The organism is Desulfovibrio intestinivivus, assembly GCF_053570665.1.
Map to the genome: position 1 here is coordinate 1,816,753 of NZ_JBRBQT010000001.1, position 25,810 is coordinate 1,842,562.

At 57.6% G+C, this 25,810-nt stretch carries 22 protein-coding genes; 17 read left to right on the forward strand and 5 right to left on the reverse strand.

The window, feature by feature from the left end; all coding sequences use genetic code 11:
• The first annotated feature begins 498 nt into the window (after positions 1-498).
• The 7 genes from ACUZ9P_RS07820 (at position 499) to ACUZ9P_RS07850 (ending at position 6,970) form a co-directional block, all read left to right on the forward strand.
• Positions 499-2,268: a methyl-accepting chemotaxis protein gene (locus ACUZ9P_RS07820; RefSeq protein ID WP_449249284.1), complete on the forward strand. Its 1,770-nt coding sequence runs from the start codon at positions 499-501 to the stop codon at positions 2,266-2,268.
• A 161-nt stretch (positions 2,269-2,429) separates the two neighbouring features.
• Positions 2,430-3,371 (forward strand): chromate resistance protein ChrB domain-containing protein, encoded by a 942-nt coding sequence (locus tag ACUZ9P_RS07825; RefSeq protein WP_449249285.1) that lies wholly within the window; start codon positions 2,430-2,432, stop codon positions 3,369-3,371.
• A 1-nt stretch (position 3,372) separates the two neighbouring features.
• Positions 3,373-3,630: a hypothetical protein gene (locus ACUZ9P_RS07830; protein WP_449249286.1), complete on the forward strand. Its 258-nt coding sequence runs from the start codon at positions 3,373-3,375 to the stop codon at positions 3,628-3,630.
• Between the two features lie 37 nt (positions 3,631-3,667).
• A complete protein-coding gene (locus ACUZ9P_RS07835; protein WP_449250248.1) occupies positions 3,668-3,925 on the forward strand; it encodes a DUF2148 domain-containing protein in 258 nt (85 codons plus the stop codon).
• A 46-nt stretch (positions 3,926-3,971) separates the two neighbouring features.
• Entirely contained in the window at positions 3,972-5,159 is a 1,188-nt protein-coding gene (locus tag ACUZ9P_RS07840; RefSeq protein WP_449249287.1) for an MFS transporter, read from the forward strand.
• A gap of 108 nt (positions 5,160-5,267) precedes the next feature.
• Positions 5,268-6,557, forward strand: coding sequence for a chromate efflux transporter (gene chrA, locus ACUZ9P_RS07845; protein ID WP_449249288.1), 1,290 nt, complete (start codon positions 5,268-5,270; stop codon positions 6,555-6,557).
• 107 nt (positions 6,558-6,664) lie between these two features.
• Positions 6,665-6,970 (forward strand): thiosulfate sulfurtransferase GlpE, encoded by a 306-nt coding sequence (locus ACUZ9P_RS07850; protein WP_449249289.1) that lies wholly within the window; start codon positions 6,665-6,667, stop codon positions 6,968-6,970.
• 149 nt (positions 6,971-7,119) lie between these two features.
• Here the strand turns inward: ACUZ9P_RS07850 and ACUZ9P_RS07855 are convergent, their stop codons facing one another.
• From ACUZ9P_RS07855 to ACUZ9P_RS07875, 5 genes are all read right to left on the reverse strand, one after another.
• On the reverse strand, positions 7,120-8,742 hold the full coding sequence (locus ACUZ9P_RS07855) for an outer membrane homotrimeric porin (protein ID WP_449249290.1): 1,623 nt from the start codon (positions 8,740-8,742) through the stop codon (positions 7,120-7,122).
• 169 nt (positions 8,743-8,911) lie between these two features.
• A complete protein-coding gene (locus ACUZ9P_RS07860) occupies positions 8,912-9,304 on the reverse strand; it encodes a hypothetical protein (RefSeq protein WP_022658030.1) in 393 nt (130 codons plus the stop codon).
• A 298-nt stretch (positions 9,305-9,602) separates the two neighbouring features.
• Positions 9,603-13,580, reverse strand: coding sequence for an AAA family ATPase (locus ACUZ9P_RS07865; protein ID WP_449249291.1), 3,978 nt, complete (start codon positions 13,578-13,580; stop codon positions 9,603-9,605).
• Positions 13,580-14,863: a metallophosphoesterase family protein gene (locus ACUZ9P_RS07870; protein ID WP_449249292.1), complete on the reverse strand. Its 1,284-nt coding sequence runs from the start codon at positions 14,861-14,863 to the stop codon at positions 13,580-13,582. The genes ACUZ9P_RS07865 and ACUZ9P_RS07870 overlap by 1 nt, the downstream gene beginning before the upstream one ends.
• Positions 14,864-15,125: 262 nt before the next feature.
• The gene (locus tag ACUZ9P_RS07875; protein WP_298992242.1) at positions 15,126-16,208 is read right to left on the reverse strand and encodes a glycosyltransferase family protein; all 1,083 of its coding nucleotides are present in this window, start codon (positions 16,206-16,208) and stop codon (positions 15,126-15,128) included.
• Positions 16,209-16,386: 178 nt separating this feature from the next.
• Between ACUZ9P_RS07875 and ACUZ9P_RS07880 the strand changes: the two genes are divergently transcribed.
• From ACUZ9P_RS07880 to ACUZ9P_RS07925, 10 genes are all read left to right on the forward strand, one after another.
• Positions 16,387-17,409: a glycosyltransferase gene (locus ACUZ9P_RS07880; RefSeq protein ID WP_449249293.1), complete on the forward strand. Its 1,023-nt coding sequence runs from the start codon at positions 16,387-16,389 to the stop codon at positions 17,407-17,409.
• Positions 17,409-17,987: a tetratricopeptide repeat protein gene (locus ACUZ9P_RS07885; protein WP_449249294.1), complete on the forward strand. Its 579-nt coding sequence runs from the start codon at positions 17,409-17,411 to the stop codon at positions 17,985-17,987. The genes ACUZ9P_RS07880 and ACUZ9P_RS07885 overlap by 1 nt, the downstream gene beginning before the upstream one ends.
• A gap of 72 nt (positions 17,988-18,059) precedes the next feature.
• Entirely contained in the window at positions 18,060-18,317 is a 258-nt protein-coding gene (locus tag ACUZ9P_RS07890) for a hypothetical protein (protein ID WP_298992251.1), read from the forward strand.
• A 480-nt stretch (positions 18,318-18,797) separates the two neighbouring features.
• On the forward strand, positions 18,798-19,958 hold the full coding sequence (hflK, locus tag ACUZ9P_RS07895) for an FtsH protease activity modulator HflK (protein ID WP_449249295.1): 1,161 nt from the start codon (positions 18,798-18,800) through the stop codon (positions 19,956-19,958).
• The gene (hflC, locus tag ACUZ9P_RS07900; protein WP_298992257.1) at positions 19,958-20,806 is read left to right on the forward strand and encodes a protease modulator HflC; all 849 of its coding nucleotides are present in this window, start codon (positions 19,958-19,960) and stop codon (positions 20,804-20,806) included. Before hflK ends, hflC begins: the two co-directional genes overlap by 1 nt.
• A 33-nt stretch (positions 20,807-20,839) precedes the next feature.
• A complete protein-coding gene (locus ACUZ9P_RS07905; RefSeq protein ID WP_192112498.1) occupies positions 20,840-21,532 on the forward strand; it encodes a LexA family transcriptional regulator in 693 nt (230 codons plus the stop codon).
• 4 nt (positions 21,533-21,536) lie between these two features.
• Complete coding sequence (locus tag ACUZ9P_RS07910) at positions 21,537-22,943, forward strand: lytic murein transglycosylase (RefSeq protein ID WP_449249296.1); 1,407 nt, start codon at positions 21,537-21,539, stop codon at positions 22,941-22,943.
• A 206-nt stretch (positions 22,944-23,149) separates the two neighbouring features.
• Complete coding sequence (locus ACUZ9P_RS07915) at positions 23,150-23,812, forward strand: HDIG domain-containing metalloprotein (RefSeq protein WP_449249297.1); 663 nt, start codon at positions 23,150-23,152, stop codon at positions 23,810-23,812.
• Positions 23,775-24,689 carry a D-alanine--D-alanine ligase family protein gene (locus tag ACUZ9P_RS07920; protein ID WP_449249298.1) on the forward strand — a complete coding sequence of 305 codons (915 nt, stop codon included), beginning with the start codon at positions 23,775-23,777 and terminating at the stop codon, positions 24,687-24,689. Before ACUZ9P_RS07915 ends, ACUZ9P_RS07920 begins: the two co-directional genes overlap by 38 nt.
• Positions 24,690-24,837: 148 nt before the next feature.
• Complete coding sequence (locus ACUZ9P_RS07925; protein WP_449249299.1) at positions 24,838-25,752, forward strand: DMT family transporter; 915 nt, start codon at positions 24,838-24,840, stop codon at positions 25,750-25,752.
• Positions 25,753-25,810: the final 58 nt, after the last annotated feature.

Here is a 25,810-nt window from a genome sequence, read left to right on the forward strand (position 1 = left end):
GCCGACTGCTTCTCACGAGGCAGTCGGCTTTTGTTTGCGGCTGGTTGCTAAGGGGTGGCATTTTGCAGACATTGATTGTATATGCGAACAGTGCAAAGATACGTAATCATTCATCATGGATACAAAACTATGATATAGAAATATGTATTTATGATAATTTGAACAAGTAGGTAAATTGTATTTACTAGATGTGTAGCATGTAAAAAATACTGTTTATATATTATGTATTTTGAGTATTATAAAATTTATTGTGTGTTTAATGCTGTTGAAATGGAAACAAACTCTCTTGTTTTAGTGAAAAATTATGTTTAATTATCATTTATGTTGTTATTTTTATAATAATATATAAATAGATTAATAGCTAGCTATGAAATAAATAAATCCTGGAGCTTCAAGAAATGCCCTAAATAAATTTGCGTATTGTACGTTTAATGAAATATAGTCTATGTGCATCTACTGTGTATAACCTCTTCATATAAGTATGGGTAGGATATAACTATGCAAAGAATTACGACAATGCAGAAGATGGCAGGCTTGAGTTTGCTCCTGTGCCTGTTCACGGTGATTATTGGCATGTTTGGCGTCAGCCGTCTGAGCAATCTGGCGACTGACGTTGAGGAACTGAGTTCAATGCATATGAAGGGGCTGGATTTGCTCCGGATGACCAATATCGAAGTTTTGCGGATCATCCGTGAAGAAAAAAATCTTATTATCAGCACTACGGAAGAGGGTAACCGCACCGTCTTGAATAATCTGCAAAAAGAATATGCAGTGCTGGATAAATACCATAATGAACTGCCGCGCTATTTTATGACCGAGAGTGCCCGCAAGCTGCTTGCCGAACTGAACGGCCTGCTCAGTGAATGGCGTACAGTGCATAACAAGGTTGTTGAACTGGGCAGCACTACCGATCCTGCCATGAATGAAAAGGCGCAGGAAGTTTCGTCCACCACCGGGCGTGCGCTGGCGAAAAAGCTGGCTGATCTTTTGGAGGATATAGGCCACAAAAAGCTGGAATTCGCCCAGGAATTGAGCAAAAAAAGTATGCAGGAGTACGAACGCGCGCGGCTGATAACCATTGTGGGCGTGCTGCTGTCAGTTTTGGTGGGCCTTGGCGTGGGGTATTTTCTTTCGCGCAGCATGCTGCGCCAGCTTGGCGACGAGCCTGCCTCGCTCTCTGAACTTGCCTTGAAGATTGCAGGCGGGGATCTGGATGCAAAGTTTAATCCTGCACGGCCAGAGATCGGCGTCTTTGGCGCCATGAAGCAGATGGTGGCCACCCTCAAGGGCAAAATTGCAGAGGCTGATCAAAAGAGCCAGCAGGCCAGGGAAGAATCCGAGCGCGCCCAAAAAGCCACTGCCGATGCGGAAGAAGCACGCCGCCAGGCCGAGCGCGCCAAGGCCGAGGGCATGCTTCAGGCTGCTCACCAGCTTGAAGGCGTGGTAGAAATTGTAACCTCTGCTTCTGAGGAGCTTTCCGCCCAGGTGGAGCAGTCGAGCCGTGGCGCTGATGAACAGTCCGCGCGCGTGCGCGAAACCGCAACCGCCATGGAAGAAATGAACGCCACCGTGCTGGAAGTTGCCAGAAACGCACAGCAGGCTGCGGACGTTTCCAGCAATGCCAGAAAGCAGGCCATTGAAGGCTCGCAGATAGTCAATGAAGCTGTAAAAGGCATAAGCACCGTGCACACGCAGTCGCTGGCCCTCAAGCAGGATATGGATGCCCTTGGCAAGCAGGCCGAGAGTATCGGGCAGGTAATGGGCGTTATTGCCGACATTGCCGACCAGACCAATCTGCTTGCGCTTAACGCCGCCATTGAGGCTGCGCGCGCTGGTGATGCTGGCCGTGGCTTTGCCGTGGTGGCGGACGAAGTGCGCAAACTGGCGGAAAAAACCATGACCGCAACGCAGGAAGTGGGCCGGGCCATCAAGGAAATTCAGGAAGGCACAAAGAAAAATATTCAGAGCGTGGAGCACACAGGCGAGTCCATTGAAGCCGCCACAAAGCTCTCCGTGCAGTCGGGCGAATCGTTGAAAAATATCCTCGAGTGTGTGCAGCTTGTTAACGATCAGGTGCAGTCAATTGCCACCGCCAGCGAGCAGCAGTCTGCCGCCAGTGAAGAAATCAACCGCTCTGTGGAGCAGGTGGCTACAATCTCTGCTGAAACCGCTCAGGCCATGGAGCAGGCTTCCAGCGCAGTCGCCGATCTTGCGCAGCAGTCGCAAACGCTTCAGCATCTGATTGGCGAGATGAAGCGTCAAGGCTAGGCAAAATCTCATAAATCCAGACCAGTAAAAGGCCGTCCAGTTGGGCGGCCTTTTTGTCGTAGTTGCTCTAAGCTTTGCTGGTTATGGTTGCTTCGCCTTGTCACGATCTGCTCTGTGAATTTTTTAGTTGACAATGTTATGATTATAACTAAAAAAGTTATATGAATAACAAAAAATGGCTCTTCTTTTCATTTTCCGTTCCGGCAAAGCTGCAAGGCTTTCGTGTGAAAATATGGCGAAAAATCAACCAATTGGGGGCAGTTCAGATAAAAAACTCCATCTATGTTCTACCCGCAACTGACCACCATCAGGAGCAGCTTACATGGATGAGCAAAGAGACTGACGAGCAGGGTGGGGAGTTTCTGATTATCATGCACGGCAAACTGCTGCATTTTTCAGACGCGCAGATAGCCGCAGCCTTCACACAGGCGCGCGATGCTGATTACCATGTTCTGGGTGAGGAAATCCGGAGCGTTGCCGCTGCTGTAGTGTCACCTGACGCGCCAACCATGCTCCGAAAACTTGAAAAAAGACTTGAGGCCATACAGTCCATCGATTTTTTCCCCAGTGGCAAAGGGGCAAGTTTGCAAAAAATGCTGGAGGAAGCACGGAGCAGCCTCGATGCCCCCCGGCCTGTGGTTCCTGTAATGGACGCCAACCGTTACCAGCAAAAAACCTGGGTAACCCGCGCCAATCCCTATGTGGACAGGCTTGCGTCATTCTGGCTGATAAGGCGTTTTATTGATCCGACCCCACGCATCGTGTTTTTGCAAGAATCAGAGGCAGTGCCCGCTGGGCCAGACGTTGTTTCATTTGATATGGCCCATGCCGACTTTACGCACGTGGGCGGGTTTATCACCTTTGAAGTGCTTGTTGATGCCTTTGGTTTGACTGCGCAGGTTCCACAAAGGATGCGCGAGGTCATAAAGGCAATTGACCTTGAAGAGCTGGATGCTGCCCCGGTTGAAACCCATGGCATCAAACGCATGCTCGACGGGTTGGTTGCAGCCGATAATGATGACCACGTTCGCACAGAGCAGGCTCTTTATTTTTTTGACACCCTGCTTGCCTCATACACCCCAACCGCACCCACAGGAGCGTGAGATGAAAGACACCGCAATCCATGTTGCGCAGCTTATGGCTGCCTCTGCCCGCACTGCCCCCAAGGCTGGCGGCAAGGATTTTCTGGAAATCGGCGTTATTCATATGGACGATGATCTGCAAAAGATTGCCCTGACCATGAAGGCCTACGCGCCCAAAAGCACCAACGAGGCCTTTTGGCTGGCGCGATGCCGCCAATATAGAAAAATGCCAGGCCTTGGTGCTGGTGGGGCTGAAAAACAGCGTGTGCGGCGGGTATGACTGCGGCGCATGCGGCTACCCCACCTGCGCGGAGTTTATGAAAAAGCGGAAGCTTGACGAAAAAGAGATGGGTTACTCCGGCCCCTTCTGCGCCCTGCGCATGATGGATGTGGGCGCGGCCCTTGTGGCTGCCGCCAAAACTGCCAGTCTGCTCAATCTGGACAACCGTATCCAGCAGCGTGTGGGTGCGGCGGCAAAACATCTGGGGCTTATCGATGCCGAGGTCGTCATGGGTATCCCCGTGGGCTTTTACGGTAAATCCATTTTCTTCGACCGTTCTGCGCCAAAACACTAGGCAACAATTCTGGTGGTGTTCATGACGCCACCCCGTTGAGGCATGTATGCGAGATTTCACTAGCCTGTGCACCGTGGGTTTTCTTGCCCGTTTTTCCTATGCACTGGTCAGAAACCCTATGCTGCCGCTCTTCGCTCTCTTTTTGGGGGCAGGGCCGGAGGCCGTAGGGCTGGCTGTCGGCATTTCCACGGTTACAGGTATTCTGTTCAAGTTGCCCGCTGGCGCGCTTTCAGACGTGGTGGGCAGAAGGCGTACCATGCTGGCGGGGCTTGTGGTATTTGGACTCATGCCCTTTGCCTATTTTTTTATCGATTCATACCGGGCGTTGATTGTTGTTCGCTTTCTGCATGGCTTGGCAACTGCAATTTATGGCCCTGTGGCTATGGCCGTGGTGGCAGAGGTGGCTGGTTCACGCCGTGGCGAACTGCTCTCGTGGTTTTCATCTGTGGGTATAATCGGCACCCTGCTGGGCGCGCCCATTGGCGGGCTGGTACTTGATGTGAGCGCCAGCGGCGGCCCGGTGCTGTGGCAGTTCCGTATGGTTTTTGCCCTTAGTGCCGTTTCTGGCATGGCGGCTCTGCTGCTTGGCCTTAAAACTCTGGGGCACGATGCGCCGTCCGAAACGGAGCGGGCGGCAGGGTCGGGCTTGCAGCGCTTTCGTCAGGGTATTGCCGAGGTGCTCTCTGACCGGCAATTGGTGACGGCCTCTGCCGTCGAAGGCGTGCAAAATATGGGCATGGGCGCGCTAGAGGCCTTTTTACCCATATATGCTGTAACAGTGGTGGGCTTGTCAGAATTTCAGGCTGGCCTGCTGTGGGGTGTGCAGATATTTGTAACCATGCTCAGCAAGCCCCTGCTGGGGAAAATGTCGGACTCGCGCGGCAGGCGCGGCTTGATAGTGGCTGGTTTGATCTTGTGCGGCGGCGCGCTTGGCGCGATTCCCTTTTTGCATGCATTCTTGTCTTTGCTGGCGGCTTGCCTTGTATTTGGCATGGGCGAGGCGCTCGTTACGTCTTCTTCCGCAGCTCTGGTGGCAGACATGTGCCGCGACCGCCGTTTTGGTTCGGCTATGGGAGCTTTTGGAACCATCTTTGATATCGGGCACGCGTCCGGCCCTATTTGTGCGGGCCTGCTCATTGGCTGGGGAGGGTATCAAGTGAGCTTTCCCTTGCTCGCAGTTTGTATCTTTTTGTCGATCCCTGTCTTTTTACGCAATGTTCCATCACATGATTGATCTGCGAGAGTGCAAATAGTAGGGTATTCTGAAGTCTTTATGCATTCGTTTATGGTGAACCGGCAGGCCATTTAGCTATGTAACTATCTTGCGAGCAAGGAAAATTCCATGAATGAAAGCAACGCAACGCATCAGGTTACCTTGCGGGAAGCATTCCTTTACTGGTTCAAGCTCGGCTTCATCAATTTTGGCGGGCCTGCCGGGCAGATCGCCATGATGCACAAGAATTTGGTGGATGGCAGGGAGTGGATCAGCGAAAAGGTTTTTCTGCGGGCGCTCAATTTCTGTATGCTGTTGCCGGGGCCGGAAGCGCATCAACTGGCTGTGTACATAGGCTGGCGGCTCAACGGCTACTGGGGCGGAACCATTGCCGGGCTGTGCTTTTTGTTCCCCTCGGTTATTCTGATGTTGTTCCTTTCATGGCTGGCTGCCGCCCAGGGGCAGGTTCCCTTTGTGGCCGGGATTTTTCACGGAATCGCCGCCGCCGTTGTGGCCATTGTGATTGAAGCGCTTATCCGGCTTTCAAAAAAATCGCTCAAACATCCTGCCTTGTATGCTTTTGCGGGCGGCTCGTTTGTACTGGGGCAGTTCTTTGGCGTGTCCTTTCCTGCGATTGTGTTGTTGGCTGGTGTGGCTGGTGTCATTCTTGGCAAATTTCGTCCAGACATTTTTTGCCAGAAAAAGCCGGGAACCAATGAATGCCTGATTGACGCGCCGGAATCTTTCACCAATCTGCCGCCGCTGACGCACCTTTTCAAGGTGGTGGGGATATTCGCGGTGATCTGGATGGCTGTGATTCTGCCCGTTTTCGCATGGCGAGGCATGGGCGACATACTTTCCCAGATATCCATTTTTTTCAGCAAAGCGCCCTTTGTGACCTTTGGCGGCGCATATGCCGTGCTTGCCTATATTATAGAGCATGCAGTGAACCTTGGCTGGCTGACGGAAAAGGAAATGCTGCTGGGCCTTGGCCTGGCGGAAACGACCCCCGGCCCGCTGATCATGGTAACGCAGTTTGTGGGCTTCATCACCGCCTGGAACCAGCCCGGCGGTCTGACGCCCATGACGGCAGGCATTCTGGGCGGCCTGCTCACCACCTTCACCACGTTTTTGCCGAGCTTCATGTTCATATTTGCCGGTGCGCCCTACATTGAGGCCATTACGGCCAACAAAAAACTCAATGCCGCACTTACGGGCATATCCGGCGCGGTGGTGGGCGTGGTGCTCAAGATCGGCGTATTCTTTGCCTGGAACACCTTTTTCCCGGCTACGGGACTTGATGTATTTGCCGTGACTGTTGCGCTGGTGTCGCTGGTGGCTCTGGTGCGCTTTAAGCTCTCCATGCATGCGCTGGTGGGGTTGAGCGGGCTTGCCGGGCTGGTCTGGCAGATGCTCTGATGCCTTGCGGGTGTGGGGCGGTTCTTCATTGGCCTGGGGCTGGCAAGGCGATGCCGTCTTGTCTGCACAGGATTTTTATCCTTAACGTCTGACACGTGGGGGAACGTATGAACGCAACCATTACGCCGCAGGAACTTCAGGGTATGCTGGCCGCCAATACCGCGACTGTTTGCGATGTGCGCAGGCGGGCTGATTACGAGGCTGACCCGCGCACTATCCCCGGCGCCGCATGGCATGACCCGGAGCAGGTGGACGTGTGGGCGGCGCAGCTGCCCAAGGACAAACCCGTAGCCATCTATTGCGTGCGGGGCGGCTCTGTAAGCAAGTCTGTCCAGGCGGCATTGGGGCAGAAAGGTTTTGACGTGCAGTATGTGGAGGGCGGGCTTGCCGCCTGGGATGAAGCCCATAAGTAGCTGAGCGCCGCGTAAGGGGACCCCATGCGCAGGTGACTTTGCACAGCGGTGCGCCGTGCTGCCGCAAAGGAAACGCCGCTTCCCTGCAAAGGGAAGCGGCGAAGCCTGCGCGCCGGGAAGGGAACGGCGCTTACAAAAGGCAGAGAGGCTTAGAAGCTGTACTGGAACACAACCTGGGCTTTCCAGGCGTCCTGCTTGTCAAAGCTGCCGTTGCCAGCGCCGTTGTTGTAACCGGCCTTTTTCCATGTGTCCTTGTCGATCATGTTGGCAACGTAGCCGAGTTCCAGATTCACACTCAGGTTTTCGTAGGCCTGCCACGTATTGACGAGGTTGAATTCCAGCAGCCCGTCGTTGGTGGTCAGATAGGGACCGTCGCCGCCGTAGCCCGCCTGCCAGGAGGAGGCATCCTTCATGTACTTGACCATGGAGGTGGCGTTGGTGCCGCCCCAGTAGGCCAGACGGAAGGTGTGGGAGATGTTTTCAATAAAGCTCATGTCTTTCAGCTGTGCGCCGATGCCCCAGGTGCCGGCATAGCTCATGCTCCAGTCGCACCCATTGGCAACCGGGCTCCACGAAAGGTTGCCGTCGCCGACAAAGGAGGTGAAGTTGCCCGCGCCAGCGATGGAAGGCATGCGCTCGGAGCCGTTTTTCACGTTGCCGTCGTCGCCGCTGGCGTACCAGCCAAAGATGCCGGGAACGCCCCAGTCCAGCTTGTATTCAACAAGGGCTTTTGCCAGCCAGCCCTGACGCTCGGTGCTGGCGCGCACGCTTTCCACGCCGCGCTTGAGCACATCGTAGCGGCCCATGGCTTCGGAGTAGCCGTAGTTGATGTCGAATTCGATGTTCAGGGGATCGAACATGGTGATGGCCACCGGCAGACCCGCCCAGAACATGGAGCCGTATTGCTTGTTGGTGCTGGAGGAGTTGAGGGGGTTCAGGCCGTTGGCGTAGTTGAAGCCGGGGTTGGTGCCGGGAATGGTGAGGCCAAGTTTGCCGTCGCTGGTTTCCCAGGGCGAGCCGTAGGTTTCGTCATCCAGGCCGCGCAGGGAATTTTTGCCGCGCATTCCGTACATGGCCCAGGGGGTGACTTCAACACCGTCAAAGCTCAGGGGCATGGAGAACATGAACAGATCAAGGTTGTCGAGGTAGTTGGTCTTTTCCGTGCTGGAGCGGCCATTGCCGTCAACAAACGCGCCATTAAAGTTGTCGTTGACCGGGCGCGCCCACATAAAGGTGAGGCCCACGTTTTCGTTAAACTTGTAGTTGGCGGTCAGGGCCGCGACATCGCAGTCCATAATGGCGGAGCCGCCAGCCACGTTGGGCATTGCGGCTGCCTGGAGGCCCATGCGCACGCGGGCGTCAGTCTGCGGAATCAGCCAGTCGATGTAGGCGTTTTTAACCTTGACCTGGTTGTTCCCGTCAGCGCCAAGAGCTGCGCCATCGCCTGATTTGCCCCACTTCTGATCGCCGATTTCAAAATACACCGTGCCGGACAGGGCCTCGGAGGCCACGGCGTCCAACTGGAGGCGGATGCGCTGGGAAGCGCCAAACTGGTCTTCAGTGTTGGTTTTGGACTTGGCTCCGTCTTTGTCTCTGGTGTTCTTGGTGAGGACGCCTTCGCCCACGCCAAAACCAACCAGCCATTCGCCCTTGGCCTTGAAGTCAATGGCCTTGGCCCCCCCGGCCACGCCCATCAGCATGCCTGCTGCAAGCAGTGTGACCATGCACACCTTTTTAAAGCGGTTCAGACCATTCCTTTCTCGTGAACTCATTCCTTTCTCCTCGTAAAGGGTTTGCGCAACGGTCGCAGACGCCACAGGCCCTTGCAACGCGCGCGTTATTTTTTCAGAAGACATCCCTGGCGGGCTGGCGCTTGGCGTGCAGCCGCAGGGTCATGTCCTTGGCCTAATACGCCCCCATCTGCCGCAAGCGAGGGGGCGATCAGTTTTCCGCGTGGTGGTTCTTGTGGTGGCCGCACTTGCAGTTGGCGCAGTTGCCCTTGCAGACGTGCTTTTTCTTTTGCTCGATGAGAACGCGATTGCCGGTAACGGCCATGTCAAAGCCGCTCTTGCCCTTGAATACGATACGTTCTGTGCTGAGACCGCCCAGCAGGAGCGAGGTCTTGAGGGCGTCAACGGCGGAAGGATGTGGGTTGGCTACGTGGCGCACGTCAATGAAAATGCGTTTGCAGTTTGCCTGATTGCACTGAAGAAGCTCAATAAGCGCAGTTGCCTGGGGAGGATCGAAGCGGGAAGAAACGGAAATGTGGAGGTTGTCGTGGCTGAAACGGTGGCTTAAACCCGTATGATCGGTAAACACCGGCTGCTGATCCATATTTTTATCTCCGCTTTGCTGAATGTGCATGGCGGTACACTGTCACAGGCAGAGCGGTGTGTCAATAAAAATGAAATTACTTTTCAAATTCAAATCATATCATGCTGATTTTATTATTAAAAATTGTACAAAAAATTGTATTTTTCCTAACATGTTCAATTGGAAAAGAAAGATTGCTAATCGATTTTAGGCTGCGAATATGACGGTGCGGAGTTGAACTGAGGGTTTTGCCAATAAATAGGGGCGGATGCTCCCAAGGAACACCCGCCCGCTGTGCAGAAGGAGGATTTGTTAGCGCTTATGCGGCCTTGATGCTGCCGTCTTGCACATGGAACAGCGCGGCCTGGGGTTCTGCCTTGCGCAGCAGTTCCGCCATGTGCGGCTGGCAGGTAAAGTAGAGCAGCTGATGGGCCTTGCCCTGGCTGCCGCCGGTCAGTTCCACAAAGGCGCGCGCCGTGCGCTCAGCCCTTTGCGGGTCAAAGTTGACCAGCACTTCGTCCATGATCACAGGCAGGGGCGCGGCATGCAGGGCATGATTTTTTATGTAGGCCAGCCGCAGGGCCAGATAGGCCTGCTCGCGCGCGCCACGGCTCAGATTTTCCGGCGCTATGGGTTCGCCCTGCACGGGCAGGATGGCGAGGCTGGCGTCTTCCAGCGAGGCGTTGATGCCGCGCCAGCGCTGGCCCGTAATGCGGGTGAAGATGCTTGAGGCAAGGCGAATGACCTCTGGCTGGCGTTCCCGCTCAAAGGTGCGCTTGGCTGTTTCAAGGATGCTGCGGGCAAGGGCCACGCGGCTCCAGGCAAAGGCCATGCGCTCCATGTCTTCCACAAGGGCCGCCTCCTGCTGCAATAGCTGTGAAAGCTCCTCGGTGCGCGAAAGGGCGTCCACCTTGCTGCGCAGTTCCGCAACGCGTTTGACCAGATTTTCTTCCTGCTCCTGAATGCCAGTCAGTTCTTCGCTGATGGTCGCGCTACGGCGCTCCTGACTTTCCTGATCCTCATGCTCGAAGGAATCGAGAAATTCCTTCAGGGGTGTTTTGTCCGCAGCCAGCCGCAGGGCGTCTTCCAGATCCTGACGGCGCTGGGTAAGGGCGCGCAGTTCTTCGTGCAGGGCGGCCTGACGCAAAAATTCTTCTGCATCGTGCGCACCCGCCATGGCAAGCAGGGAGCGCTCCGCGCTCCGGGCGCTTTCAAGGGCGGCTTCCGCAGCGCGGGCCTCGTCCTCCATTTCCGTCACTTCATTATCGAGGTTGCGGCGGCGGCTCTGCGCCTGCGACATGGCTTCCGCCGCTTCCAGCGCGGCATCAAGGCTGAGCAGCCAGTCGGGGCGGTTGTCCGCATCCTGATGCGGCGGCAGGCCAAGCTCCGCCAGCAGGGCTTGCAGCGGGTCGCGCAGGGCAGACAGCTCTGTACGGCCCTGATTGAGCTGCGATTGGGCGCGCTGCACCGAAGCCTCGGCAGCCAGGCAGTTTTCCATGTATTTCAGGGCTTCCCGCACTGTTTCCGGGTCAAGGTCGGTGCCGAGGCCAAGATCATGCAAGCAGGCCGTCCATTGCGAACGCGCTTCGTTGAGCCGCTCCTGCGCCTGACGCTGTTCCGCGCTGGCTTCTGCCTGGCGGGTGCGGGCGCGGTTAAGTTCGCTCTGTGAATTTTGCAGCGCGGCCTCGGCCTTGATACGCAGTTCGCGGGCGGCATCGGCCTCGCGGCAGGATTCAAGCACCTGCCGCACAGCCTCCGCCAGTGAATCTGAATCCGCGTTGGCGGGCAGGCGTTCAGCCACGGCAGGCACCAGACGCATGCGGGCTTCTGTCTGACGCAAGTCGTCATCCAGAGTTTGCAGCTCCGCATCGGCGGCGGCAACGCCGCCAAAGGCGAGCCGTGCTGATTCCACCCTGGCAAAAAAGGCAGCCGCACCCTCGGGCGAGGGCACATTGGCCACGTGCAGGGCCAGCATGAATTCGTGCCAGCGGCGGCGGGTCTGCTGCACAATGCCTTCTACCTCGGAGCGCACAGCCTGCCTTTTGCTCACTTCCGTGCGGGCGAGATCCATGGCGTGCTTCAGTTCGTCCATGTCCTTGCGGGCGCGTTCTTCTTCAAAGCATTGCTCGCGTTCGTGTTCAAGCAGCACTTCCCTGGCCTCAAGCGTCACCAGGTCCATGCTCTGTACGCCAGCCGCCGCGCAAAGCTGGTTGGCCTGCTCGTCCAGTTCCGCCACGTGGGCCGCGCACGAATCGCGTCTGCCCTGAAGTTGCAGATGTTCCATCTGGCGGCGTTTTGCCTCCGCGCCAGTGTGTGGTACGCCGCCAGCCATAAAGCCAACGCCGCAGAGCAGCAGCAGATAGCCGGACCACAGGCTCACGGGCAGCTCAATGTCGGCCGTGAGGCCAATGCTCGTGATGCCCATGCGCCAGTAAGCCAGCAGCATGCCCGCGCCGCCAAGAAAGAATGCAAGGCCCAGAACCAGCAGGGGCAAATTTTTCACTCTTGTGACAGGCGGCTCATTGCCGATGCGGGCGCTGAGTTCTTCAAGCCGCTCACGCTCCGTGCCCAAGGTGGCGGAAAGGGCGCGCAGCTTGCGCAGGGCAAGGCTTTGCCCGTCAAGATCCTCGCGGGTGGGGCCGTTTATATGGCGCTGTTCTTCGCGCAGGGCTTCCACGCGGCCCTTGACCGCGGCAACCTGTTCCTCCGCCTGGCGCACGTCCTGCGCGGCATCGTCAGCCTGCCGCATTTTTTCCTGCACATCGGCAGCAAGGGCGAGAGCTTCTTCCTGCCGCGAAAGGAGCGAATCAAGCAGGGCTTCTGCCTGAGCGCCGTCACTTGCACCGTTGACCACCAGCCGCAGGGGATTGAAAGCTCGGGAAAATGTTGTTTTTGCTTCGTTCACAGCGCGTTGGCGCAGGGGACGCTGGCGGCGGGCTTCTTCCTGCCGGGCAAGGGCCTGACGCAAATTGTCGCGGGCATCGTCATCCAGCGCTGCGGGCGGCGCGGGCAGCAGATCAAGGGCGGCTGTGTTGGAGGCCACCTCGCGCTCTGCGCTTTCCACTTCGCGGTTGCTCTGGGTGAGGCTGTCCACGGCGGCCTGATGGGCCGAGGCTGCGGCGCGCATTTCCCGCCCCTGGCGTTCAATGTCCTCGCGGGCAAAGAGGGAGCGGTCAGTGGCCCGGATGCGGTCGCACGACCAGTCCGGCCCGAGGCGCGAGAGTTCGCGGGTGAGGTCTTCCTGCGCGCGCAGCAGGGCTTCTTCCTGTGCGGGCAGGGCGCTCAATGCCTGCCTGAAGCCGCTTTTGCGCTCTGCCATGCGGCGCAGGGCGGGCAGGGCCTCCAGCAGGGGATAGTTGATCTCAAGTTCGTCACGCCTCTGGCGCAGCCGGGTGAGCTTTTCCATCTGCGCGGCCCATTGGCGCTCGCAGCCCTCGCGGGCCTCCTGCGCGCGGGCAAGGCGCTCCCTGCCGTTTTCGGGAAAGGTGGCGCTTATGGGGTCAAGCCGCTCAAGGCGCGCGCCCGCCATGCGCCATTCGTTCCACTGCAACCACACGCCAAGGCGGCGTTCAAGGATGCGGCGTTCTTCTTCAAGCTGGAGTTTGCGGTGGCGCAGATTTGCCAGATCGTCGCGCTTTTCGGCAAGGTCCATTGCCATGCTGTCGTACCCGGCGCATTCCTGTTCCAGTTCGATCTTGCGTTGCCGCAGTTCGGCAAGCTGGCGCAGGGCGGCGTTGAGGGCGGGCTTGCTGCCGCCGCTCTTGAAAATTTCATCGGCCTGTTTGTCCAGCAGCTTGAGCGCCTCGCCGGGCGAACGCAGCCCCGGCCCGAAACTTGCGCCGTACAGGGCGTTGCGCACGCCTTCGTCAGTGAGGCTGTTGAGGTCTTCAAGCTCTGTGAGGCTGAAGCCGAACACGTTGCGGTACACATCGCGGCTCACGCCGGAGAGCATCTGGCGCAGCATGTCTGGTTCCAGCGGTTTGCCTTCCGGATCGGTGAGGGTGAGTACGCCGCCGTTGCTGCCGGGCCGCCGGGTAAGGCGCAGAATGCCGCGTTCGTCCGAGCGCAGTTCCATGCTGCCGCCGGGCTGCCCGCCGCGCAGGGGGCCGGGGATACGCTTGTATTCCTTGTTGCGCGGGTCGGGATAGCCGATGAGCATGGTGCGCAAAAATTCCAGGCAAGTGGACTTGCCCGCTTCGTTTTCACCCAGAAAAATGGAAAGCCCCGGCGAGAGATTTTCAACACTCACGTCAGAAAAAATACCGAAACCGTCCATGTGGAAGGACTGGATATACATCAGCGTGCCTCCAGAAGATCCGTGCACAGGCGTTCGGCCTCTTCCAGAAGGGCTCGCATACGCGCATCGTCGGGTTGGGTGAGAATATGGCGGAGCTGCCCGTGGTCATAGACCTGTTTCAGCGCCGGGGTTGCCACATCGTGCAGGGTGTCGCTGCTTTGCGCCATGCGCTCGGCCAGCCGCAGGGTTTCGCCAAGCAGGTCTTCCCGTTGCAGATACTGGGCACGGTCAATGGCGGGGCTTGTTTCGGCCACCATGTCCTTGATCCACACGCTGGGAGTGCCTGTTTGCAGGTGCGACAGCCGTTCGGCAAGGTCTTCCTGATTGGGGGCATCGCGCAGGGCGGCGTCAAGCTGGGTGCGCCCGTGCAAAACGACGCGGGCCATCAGAGCCTCGCAGCCGGGGTCAGTGGCTTCGGCGGCCTGTTCCAGCGCGCGGGTCATTCTGTTTTCCACCTCGTTGAGGTGGGCCACATCGTCAAGCACAATCTGCACCCTGGCCCACTGCACAGGGCCCAGACGCACAAAATCCTCGTTGCAGGCATAGCCGCCGCCCGGTTGCGGGCTTGCCGTCACCCGCAGGCAGCCGCGTGGCCCCGGCTCATTGACGTGCAGGCCCTGAGCGTTGCCGCTGTAGGCGATAAAAGGGGTGGTGCAAAGTGTGGCCCGCTCGTGCACATGGCCCAGCGCCCAGGCGTCAAGCCCGGTATTTTTGAGGTCGTCCAGCGAGCAGGGGGCGTAGCGGTCGGCCTTGTTCTGGCCTTCGACCGTGCAGTGCAGAACGCCAAGCTGAAAGCAGTCGTGGTGCTGGTCGCGCCGGAACAGGCGGGCCAGGTTGCGGCCTTCCTTGATCTTGGCGTGGCTGATGCCGTGCACAACGGCCACGACCTTGCCGTCTTTTTCAACCGTGTGGCTTTCGGCATCCGGCCCGAAAACAGTGACGTTGTCCGGCCACTGTACAGCCGCCAGCCTTGAGGAAAGGGGATCGTGGTTGCCGTGCGCCAGAAAAACGCGCACTCCGGCATCACGCAGGCGGCGGCAGCCGTCGCACAGTTTAAGCTGAGCTTTAACGCTATGGTTTTCCTCATTATACACGTCGCCAGCCAATATGAGAAAATCCGGCTTGTCTGATTCGCAAAGCCGGAAGAGGCGGTCCATGGCCTTGAAGGTGGCCTCTTGCAGCAGACGCGCCAGATGCCCACCCTGCGCAGCCGTGCGGGAAAGCCCCTGAAACGGAGTGTCCAGATGCAGATCGGCGGCGTGAATATAGCGGATGCCGTCCATGTAAAAGCCTCTTTTGTGGATTTGTGGGAAATATTGCTGAAATCTAGACTTTTTCAAAATAAATGACAAGCGCAACGGCCAATTACGCCATTGCTTCAGGTGTGACGGCGCTGGTACAACAGTATGCCAGAAATATTATGCTGCAAGTACAGATAGATGGAAAAACCGATGGAGCAGGGCGGAGGAGGGCAGAAAAAAGCCAGACCGCCGATGTGCCGGAGGTCTGGCCCTGGAGTTGCGCTGAAAAAGCGGCTTGCCGGAGTTATTCCTGCACGGCGGGGTTGCCGTGCACAGGCAGGGAGCCGTTGCGGATAAAGTGATCCACAAGGCCGAAAACCATTTCATTGCCGCAGAAGTTTCCTGCGGCTATGGCCGCCTTGTAGGCAGGCAGGTTTGCCTCAAAGCGCTGGAGCAGTTCCGGTTCCAGCGTGTGCATGTCGGCCTGCATGCCGTAGTTCAGGCGTTCAATATAGAGCGCGTTGAAGCGTTGCTCCACCATGGCCTTGAGGGGCAGGGTGAGTATGGGTTTGCCCAGGTGCAGGGCCTCGCCCATGAGGGTATGCCCGCCGCCCTGGATAACGTAGGAGCAGCCTTCCAGCAGTCGCAGAAAGCCTTCTTCGCTCTTGCGCATGAAGATAACGTTGTCCTCCTGCCCTTCGGTGCGGTCATAGCCGAAGACGTAGCAGGTTTTGCGCGTGGCGGCGCGCAGAAAGTCCACCAGTTTACGGTGGGTGGAATTGCTCTGGTATACGAGTACGTGGCCGTCATCGCGCGGGTTGAGCGCAAGCACGCTGTCGCGCAGGATGGGCGGGGCCACGCGCGCCTTGTACTGCGGCAGCACAGGCGGCGAGTAGAAAGATATGATGAGGTTTTCCGCCGTGGGGCGGAAGAGATAGCGCGGGGTGAGGCCCTGCACAAAGGTATCCCACCACATGTTGGGCGGCAGGTTGTGCTGGCAGCAGGTGATGATGTGCTGATGGTCGAGGGTCAGGCAGGGCAGCCCGGCTTTTTCGGCGGCGCGCGGCACAAAATATTCCAGATCTGTCATGCAGACATCGGGCTGGAATTCATCAATGAGGCGCGACACCTGATCAATGTAGCGCTGCCTGTGCCACAGCAGGGGCAGGGCCCGGCTGATGGTGGCGGCCATGTCTACCTTGTAGTCCTTGAACACCGTGCCCAGGTTGGGCAGTCGGCGCACGGGAAATTCCGGCTCAAGAATTTTTGGGGCATCGTCGTCCGCCACAAAAAGAAATTCGTGCCGTGAAAGGCGGCGGGCTATGGTCAGGCCGCGCATGGCGTGCCCGTGACCTGTGCCGTGAATGCCGTAAAGTACGCGCGCCATGGTTCTCCTTTATCCCTGCCGCAGAATAGGCGGCGGGTTTGCGGCGGCAAGCCTACCAATGCACGGCAGTAGCGTCAATTGCTCGTCTTGACGCACAAGGGCCTGTTATCTACCATCACGCATTCATTGCTGTTTGTCACATCTGATTGCGGGGCGCAGCAGCGCCAGCGGAGCATACATGCACGAGCCCAGCACCGGGGCGAGCCCGCAGGGGCCGCTCTGCAACGTGACCATCCCGGTTTTTAACAGGCCTGCGGCCACGGAGCGCGCCATCCGCGCCCTGGCAGCCACCTCGCGCGAGGTGCCGTTCCATATCACGGTGGTGGACAACGGCAGCGAGCCGGAGCTTGTAAAAAAGCTGCTGGCCTTGCGGGCAGAGGGCTTGATCGACAATCTTTTTTTGCTGCCGCGCAATATGGGCGTGGCCTGCGCGGCCAACGTGGGCTGGCAGCTTGTGCCCGCGCCGCTGTACATGAAGCTGGATAACGACACAGCCATTGTGCGCAAACACTGGCTGCGCGACCTGCTGGCCCTGTGGAGCCACGGGCAGCCGCTCTCCAATCTTGGCGGCGCGTTTAACCGCGAAATGCTGCGCAAAACTCCCGGCAGCCTGCAAACCCCGCACGGTGAGCTTGGGCTGTGCGTGGGCAATCTGCCCGGTCAGGCCGTGCTTGTGCCGCAGGCTGTTTCTGAAAAGCTGGGTTTCTGGAATGAGGAATACGGCCTCTACGGCGGCGAAGACGGTGATTACGGCCTGCGCATGCAGGCGGCGGGCCTGCCGCAGTACTATTACCTCGGGCCCGAGTATTTTGAAAATATCAGGGAAGACGATGACGCGCGCGAAACCTATGCCGCACGCGGCATAGACAAGCGCAGGCTGCACCGCGAGCTGGTCGTCAGGGATAACCTGTGCATGGGCAAGCTGTTCATGAATAAAATCCTCTACCTTTCCGGCCTGCGCTCTCTTGCGCCACTACAGCGCTATGTTGTAGACGATGTGGACGGGCAGGGCCGGGTGCGGCTGGCAGAGCGTAAGGAATACAAGGATTTTCAGCGCGATCTTGCGCAGGTGGCTGCAGGGCTGAACGCCCGTTTTCGGGATTATGTCATGTCCTACAAACTGGATGCGCCTACGGCGGACGCCATGCGGCAGGTGCTTGAAAAGCACGCGCAGGCAACAAAAATTGATAAGGGGCTGTGATGAACGCACGTAAAGTCAGAGAAGACCTGGGCCGCGCCAAGGCCTGTTGCGCGCGCCGTGATACGGAGCGGGCGCTCTTTCTAACCATTTCGGCCCTCAAGGAACTGGGCGGCCAGAGCGCCCCGCTTGATCTGCGGGGGGATTTTCGGGCCGCAGTAGCGGATCTGGCTGTTGATCCGGAGCTGAAAGCCGCCGGAGCGCCCGCCTTTGTCTATACTCCCGGTGCGGAAAAAGATCTGCTCCAGCTTCTTTCGCAGCTTTACCGCTCCCTGAAGGGACAGGAAAAGGAAGAGGAATATCAGGCGGCCTTGCAGCGCAAGCTGAACCTTGACCACGGTTTCAGCGACGGCAAAAAGTTTTTGGCAGAGGGTAAGCCGTCAGAGGCTGATGCCTGTTTTGCCGAGGCTCTCAAACACTACAAGGACGAAAAGGCCATCTTTGGCATGATGGCCCGGGCCATGATGGATGCGGGCGAATATGTGCGCGCCATCGGGCATGCGCGGGCCGGCCTCAAGGAACTGCCGGACGATGCGGAACTGACGCGCCTTGTGGAGGAGTGTACCCGCCTGCGTCAGTAAAATTTTCGGCGTATTTTTTGCATCGTTCTGACGAAAACTTGGCGGCGGCAAAAGCTGCCGCAGGGAGTCGTCATGAACGGTCACAATCGTGTAAGGTCAGTTCCCTATATGGCATTGAGCGCGGCGCTCTTTGGCTGCGCGCTGTTCTTTGCAGTTACCCTTTGGCGCGGCGAAAGCATGGGAGAAAGCGGCCAGTTTGCCTATACCCCAGGTTTTGATGTGCGGGCGGATGTGGTCAATTCTGTGCGGGTTGTGCCGCTGGCGGGAGCCAACCTGCGCAGCCCCAGCGTGAACGCGGATAAATCTGCTGCTGTTTCCTTGGCCTATTAGGCTGTTTTTATTTTGAAAAGTTGGATTGCCACGCACCAGTAGCGGGCGGCCCATTTTTTGTGTACAATCTCTCACCTTTTTTGATCTTGTCCTTTCAGCGGTCATTCTGCTGGAGGGCTGACGTGTCGCGCGTAGTCTAAAAAGGAGATGCAGAAGTGTGTTTTTTGCTTGTTGCACCCCGTCGTATCTGAAGATCACTAATCGGGAACGGTTCTTCCCTTTGTTTTAAATTGCAATTAGCTGTAATTTTTACCGTATTGCTTGTAAAACATAGTAATTTGCCATGTTATATTGACTTTGTTTCAGAATGTGCCTACATTGTACAAGATGCCCGATTAGAAGGGATGAAAAGCCTTATTGTTCTCGTCACTGTAGTGCCATGTTTAACTTCCTTATTTCTCCATAATATTAGTGAGTTACTGACCGATACTTTTTGTTCGGCAATAACATCACGCATTCTTTAAAGGACATGTTTGCGTTATGAATTGGGACTGGGACAAACTTCAGGAAAAAAGGCAGAAGCAGGGTTCTAACCCTCCGCCCCGACCTCCTCAGGATATGGATTCTGACGATATGGGGCAGGAAGAAGAAACCCCTCGTGCCAAGCGCACTCCTTTTAACAACGGCCGTGGCCCCGGTGGCGAAAATCCTTTTTCCAAAATAGCCCGCATGCGCTTTCCCAACGGAAGGGCGGCTGGCCTGGTGGGTTTTGCCATTGTGGTTCTGTGGCTTCTCTCGGGTATTTATATTGTTAATCCCGATGAGCAGGGCATTGTGCTGCGCTTTGGCAAGTATGACCGCACCGAAGGGCCCGGCCCGCACTACGCGTGGCCTATTCCCATTGAATCAGTATATAAACCGCAGGTGACCCAGGTTTTGCGTAGCGAGGTGGGCTTTCGCTCCGTTGGGCAGGCGGTCACGTTCCAGCAGGGGCAGTTGCGCACTATTCCGGAGGAAGCCTCCATGCTCACGGGTGATGAAAACATCGTCAACGTGCAGTTCAGTGTGCAGTACAAGATCAGCGACCCCGTGGAATACCTTTTTAATGTCACCGCACCCGGCGCACTGGTGCGCAATGCCGCAGAGGCGGCCATGCGCGAGGTCATCGGCAACAGCCAGATCGACTCTGCCATTACCGATGGCAAGCTGAAAATTCAGAGCGAAGCCACCCAGCTGCTGCAAACCGTGCTTGACCGCTACGGCGCGGGTATACAGGTGCTGGCCGTGCAGTTGCAGGATGTGCACCCCCCGCAGGAAGTTATTGACGCGTTCAAGGATGTGGCAAGCGCCCGCGAGGACAAGAGCCGCATCATCAACGAGGCCGAAGCCTACCGCAACGAGCTGCTGCCCAAGGCCAGGGGCCAGGCTGCCGCCATGGGCAACGAGGCCGCTTCCTACAGCGCAACTCGCATGCGTACCGCAGAGGGCGATGCCTCCCGTTTTGAGGCCCTGCGCATCGAGCACGACAAGGCCCCCAAGGTCACGGAACAGCGTCTTTATTATGAAGCCGTGGAAGAGATCCTTTCCAACTCGAGCGAAAAGGTGCTTATGGACAATCCGGCTGCTGGCCGCGCGTTGCCCTATCTCACCTTGCCTGGTTTCGGCGCTCCTGCTTCGCCCAAGATGCTGGAGAAGAAATAATGAGTAAAAATCCTCTGGTGCTGATTCTTGTTGCTCTGGTACTGCTTATTGTTGTTACCCAGGGATTCTTTACTGTTCACCAGACCCAGAAGGCTCTGGTTCTGCAGCTGGGCGAACCGCTTTCACGCGTGTACGGGCCTGGTCTGCATTTTAAAATTCCTTTCATCCAGAACGTGGTCTATTTCGATGCCCGCGTTCTGGACTATGAAGCGCGCTCAAGAGAGGCCTTTACCGTAGATAAAAAGGCCATAGTTCTTGATAACTATGCGCGTTGGAAGATCATTGATCCCCTGCAGTTTTACCGTACCATGCGTTCCATTCCCGGAGCGCAGGCGCGGTTGGACGACGTTGTTTATTCGCAACTGCGGGCGCTTGTGGGTGCGTACACCCTTACAGAGGTCGTGTCCTCCCACAGGGCGGCCATCATGAAGGAAGTGACCAACAAGGTTTCCGACCTCATGCATGGCTACGGAGTCGAGGTGCTGGATGTGCGCATCAAGCGTACAGACCTGCCACCTGAAAACCAGCGTGCGATTTTTGGACGCATGCGGGCCGAACGTGAACGGCAGGCAAAGCAGTACCGTTCGGAAGGTGAAGAGGAGTCGACGCGTATTCGTTCCGATGCCGACCGCCAGCGCGCGGTTATTCTGGCAGACGCGGTGCGCGCCGCGCAGATTGAACGAGGATTGGGCGATGCCAAGGCTGCGGCAGTTTACGCCCAGGCCTATAACAAGGCCCCTCAGTTCTATGCGTACCAACGCTGGCTTGACGCCATGCGTAAATCACTAAAAGAGAACAGCAAGATGGTGCTTTCCAACGAAACGCCACTGCTCAATCAGCAACATTGATGCGTGGTTTTCCACGCCAGGAGTCAAAGAGTTATGCCCGGTTTTGCAGAAATATATGAACGCATCAAGCTGGCCACCAACAGCCGTACACAGGTTGAGCTGGCCGAGGTTCTGGACATTCGTCAGTCCAGTATTTCCGATGCGAAACGGCGCAATTCCGTGCCCGGTGACTGGTTCATGAAGCTCTTCGAGAAGTTTGGGCTGAACCCTGACTGGCTCAAGCAGGGTGTAGGCCCCATGTACTTGCGCACCGAGCAGGGCTATGTGCCTGAAGACGCACCGGCCTCCCTTGCAGAGACAGCTGCCCACTATGGCGATGCCATGGCCCGTGGCGGCATCCATTCCGTGTACGACGCCAAGTGCGTCTACAATGATGATGCCCCCCGTCCTGCCCTGGCCCTGGCGGGCAAGATATCGCTGCCGCTTTCGCTCACCCGTGACGGCCTTCAGGTGCTGCGGGTGCGCGGCGCCAACATGGCCCCACTTATCTCGGAAGGGGCGCACGTGGGTGTGGATACAATGGATACGGATGTGGTGTCTGGCCGCATCTATGCCATTTTTGCCCCCAACGAGGGCGTAGTGCTGCGCAGGGTGTTTTTGAACAGCACCCAGGATGGCTATGTGCTGCGCTCCGAGGCGGCAAGCTTCCCCGAAACCCAGTTGGCTGCGGGCCTGCTTGCCAAGCGCATGCTTGGCCGCGTGGCGTGGGTGTTGCAGGAAGTGTAGAAAAATGATGCTGCAACCGGCTTTTGCCGTTCATTCGTTTTGCCGAAGAGCCTGGTCGGTGTGCGGTCTTGCGGGCTGTCTGCTGCTGTGCGCCTGTAGCGGCGCGCAGACAGCGGCCTCACGCGGTGGGGACGGTATTACATCGTATGATTTGCCGTCCTCTCCTGCTGCAAGCCAGCCTTCCTACAGCACGGCTGGGGCACCCCCTGCCGCTTCGTCAAACACGGGGCAGGGTTACGCGACCCCCAATTATTCAGGCGGTTATTCCGGTGGGTATGCGGGGGGCAGCAACGGTGCGGGCACTACGGCAGCCCCAAGCTATGGAGAGCCGCAAAGTCAGGCTCCAGCCTATGCCGCGCCAGCTCCAACATATGCGCCCTCGCCTGCGCCAACGTATACCCCGTCGTATCAGCAAAGCCAGCCGCAGCCAGCGGCAGGCTCCGCTGCCATAGCTCCGGCATGGCGGCCTTTGGCTGATCGGCTTGCGGCTGACGGGCTTTCCGGCCCACGGGTGGACGCCCTGCTGGCTACGCTCAGCGCCACGCCCACGCAGTCGCCCATGGGCAGAAAAATGCGCGAGCTGTATAACCGCAAATTTTTCCCCAAACCGCCTTCCACCGCGCCTGCGGCCCTGTATTACAAGGGCGTGCTGACCGATGCCAATGTGCAGTTGTGCCGCCAGTTTGTGGCGCAGAACAAGCGCGCCTTTGATCAGGCAGAGGCCCGTTTTGGCGTGCCTTCATCCATAGCGGTATCCCTGCTGTTTGTGGAAACCCGTCTTGGCAAGGTGCTGGCCGATGTGCCGGAAAACGCCTTTTACACGCTTGCCAGCATGTCGGTAACGCGTCAGCCTTCTGATATCCCTGACTGGCTGCCGCGCATGCCCAGCTATCAGGAGCATCTCGACTGGTTTGCCGAAATCATGCCCAAACGGGCGGATTGGGCCTACAAGGAAGTTAAGGCCCTGGTGGAGCATATGCTGCGCGATAATATCGATCCGCACCATCTGCCGAGTTCCATCTACGGTGCTGTGGGCCTGTGCCAGTTCATGCCCTCCAATATCGCCATGTACGGCGCGGACGGTGATGGCGATGGCAAGGTTGATCTGTTCACCATCCCCGATGCTGTGGCAAGTCTTTCCAACTATCTGGCCAAGCATGGCTGGAAGTCGGGCCTGCCGCGCACACGGCAGCATCAGCTACTCATGGCTTACAATCATGCCGCCATCTATGCCAATACCATTCTGGCCCTGTCAGACATGATCAACGGCGCGCCCTCGCCCGAGGCCTCGGCCAAGGCAGCCCCGGCCGCTGCGGGCAAGCCTGCCCCGGCAAAAGCTGGTAAAGCCGCTCCGGCCAAGGCTGCCAAACCGGTGAGCAAGGCTCCAAAGCCAGTTAAGCCTGCAAACTGACGGTTTAAATTTATCCATGTACCACCATCCCGTTGTCCTCTGGGCAGCGGGATTTTTTGCGCGCAAAACCCGCCCAGGCAGGCATCAATGATCGGCAGTGCTCTGTGCCGGAAAAGCATGGATGGAATCCGGGGTGTATCTGCCGCCAACTGAAGGCCACCAATGACAATCTTGCCATCCCTTTATTGCGGTGGCATACTTTGAGGATGAACACTAATTCCGGCGCGCAGCCCCCTCTGAAAGAAAGCAACCGGCCTCTGGCCGATCTGCCTCCCTTGCCATCGCTTTGCAGCGCGGGCGCTCTGCGGCCCGTACCCAGTGAAGCCGCATGCTCGGCCCTGTGGGACAAATACGGCATGCTGCCGAATATTCGGCGGCACTCTCTGCTGGTGGCGCATGTGGCAGCCACGCTGGCCCAGCGGGCGGCAGACAGGGGCTTTGCCGTATGCGTCCCCGAGGTTCGCGCTGGCGGCCTTTTGCACGACATTGCCAAGACCTACTGCGTCAAGCACGGCGGCAGCCATGCACAGGTGGGCGCAGCCTGGACCGTGGCTGAAACGGGTAACTATGCCATTGCGCAGGGCGTGATGATGCACGTGTGGTGGCCGTGGGCCTTGCCCCAGGGGCCGGAAATCTGTTCACTGCCTTTTTTTGTGATCTATGCCGACAAGCGCATCAGGCACGATGCCTGCGTAACGCTTGAAGAACGCTACGAAGATCTGCTTGAGCGCTATGGCCGTACCGAGGCTGCGCGCGAGGGCATTGGCGTTGCCTACAGACAGGGAAAAAATATTGAAAGCGCCCTTGAGGCGCAGCTGGGATGGGCCTTACATGAAAATTCTTTTGATTGCGGGCGGGTGGTCCACTGAGCGCGAAGTTTCGCTCAACGGGGCGCGCGCCATGCAGGAGGCGCTTGCGCAACGCGGCCATTCGGTAACGTTTTTTGACCTGCTTTCGGGCTTTGACTGCCTGCTTGAGACAGCAGCCGCGCACGATTTTGCGCTCATCAACCTGCACGGCGCACCCGGCGAAGACGGCCTTGTGCAGGCCATGCTTGAGCGGGTGGGCTGCCCCTATCAAGGTTCCGGCCCTGCGGGGTCTTTCCTGGCGCTCAACAAAAGTGCTGCCAAGCAGATATTTCGGCAGGCGGGCCTGCCCACGGCAGACTGGGAATTTTTGCCTTGCGCCCCTGAGGCAGGCTGGCAGCCGCGCTTGCTCTATCCGCTCTTTGTCAAAAGCAATACGGGCGGGTCTTCGCTGCGCATGGGCCGCGCCAGCAACCGGGCCGAGCTTGACGCAGTGCTGGCATCCATTTTTGCCGCTGGCGACGAGGTCATCATGGAACCCGTGCTCGCAGGGAGGGAAGTGACCTGCGGCATTCTGGGCGAGGAAGCACTGCCGCCCATTCTTATTGAGCCTGTGGCTGGCGATTTTTTTGACTATGAAAGCAAGTACGCCAAGGACGGAGCGCGCGAGATATGCCCTGCGCCAATTAGCGAAGCGCTGACCGCCCGTGTGCAGGAGCTTGCCCTTGCGGCGCACAAGGCTCTTGGCCTGAGCGGCTACAGTCGGGCTGATTTTATTCTTGGCCCGGACGACAGCCTGACCATACTTGAGGTAAACACCCTGCCGGGCATGACGGCCACCAGCCTTGTGCCGCGCGAGGCCCGCACCGTGGGGCTCGACTTTGGCCAGTTGCTTGAGAGGCTCATTGAGTTGGGCATGGCCGACCAGCGTCGTAACTGATTTTTACCGGGGCCCCCGGCAGTCGGGCGGCCCCGGTATCGCTCTGCGTAGCGGCCTTTAGGCTGCGGCGCGGTATCCTTTCTGTTTATTCCCTCCCCGTTTCGCGCTGCCTGCCTGTTTCGGGACAAGCTCTGAATTGGTGATTCCAATGCTCAGTAAATCTGTCGCAGGTCACATGGCGGCATTGTTCTGCATTGTCGTGTGGGGCATTACATTTATTTCCACAAAGGTTCTGTTGCGGGCTTTTACGCCTGTGGAGATTCTTTTTTTCCGTTTTTTGCTGGGCTATGTGGCCTTGTGGCTTGCCTGCCCGCGCTTGCTGCGCATTACGGACAAACGGCAGGAAGTGCTGTTCGCCTTGGCTGGGCTGTGCGGCGTGACCCTGTATTTTCTGCTTGAAAATATCGCTCTTACTTATACGTTTGCCTCAAATGTGGGCGTGATTGTTGCCATATCGCCATTTTTTGCAGGCTTGCTGGCCTTCTGGCTGCTGCGGGCCGAGCGCCCGGGGCTGAATTTCTTTTTGGGCTTTGTGGCTGCCATGCTCGGCATCGGCCTCATCAGCTTTAGCGGCAGCACGCAACTGCGTCTCAATCCTCTGGGGGATATACTTGCCGTGCTGGCCGGGCTTTCCTGGGCAGGGTATTCCATTTTGACGCGCAAGCTCCTGGTCTTTGGCTATAACAGCCTGCTGGTCACAAAGCGCTGCTTTTTCTACGGCTTGCTGTTCATGCTGCCTTGCCTGCCATTTATGGAATTTCATCTGGGGCTGGAACGGCTGGAAAATTCGGTTAACAGCCTCAACCTGCTGTTTCTGGGGCTGGGGGCGTCCGCCCTGTGTTTTGTGGCCTGGACGTTTGCCATTCAGAGGCTTGGGGCTGTCAAAAGCTGCGTGTACATCTACCTTATTCCCGTTGTCACGGTGATTACTGCTGTTCTGGTGCTGCATGAGCAGATTACCTGGATGGCTGCGCTCGGAACAGCCCTGACGCTGCTTGGATTGGGCATTTCTGAAATGCGCAATTTCAGCCTGATGAAAAAGGCGGAGCAACTGAGCAAGTGACAGGAGGGCGTTATCGCGCCTCTTTGACTGACAGGCTTGGTAGCTTTTTTATGCGTGG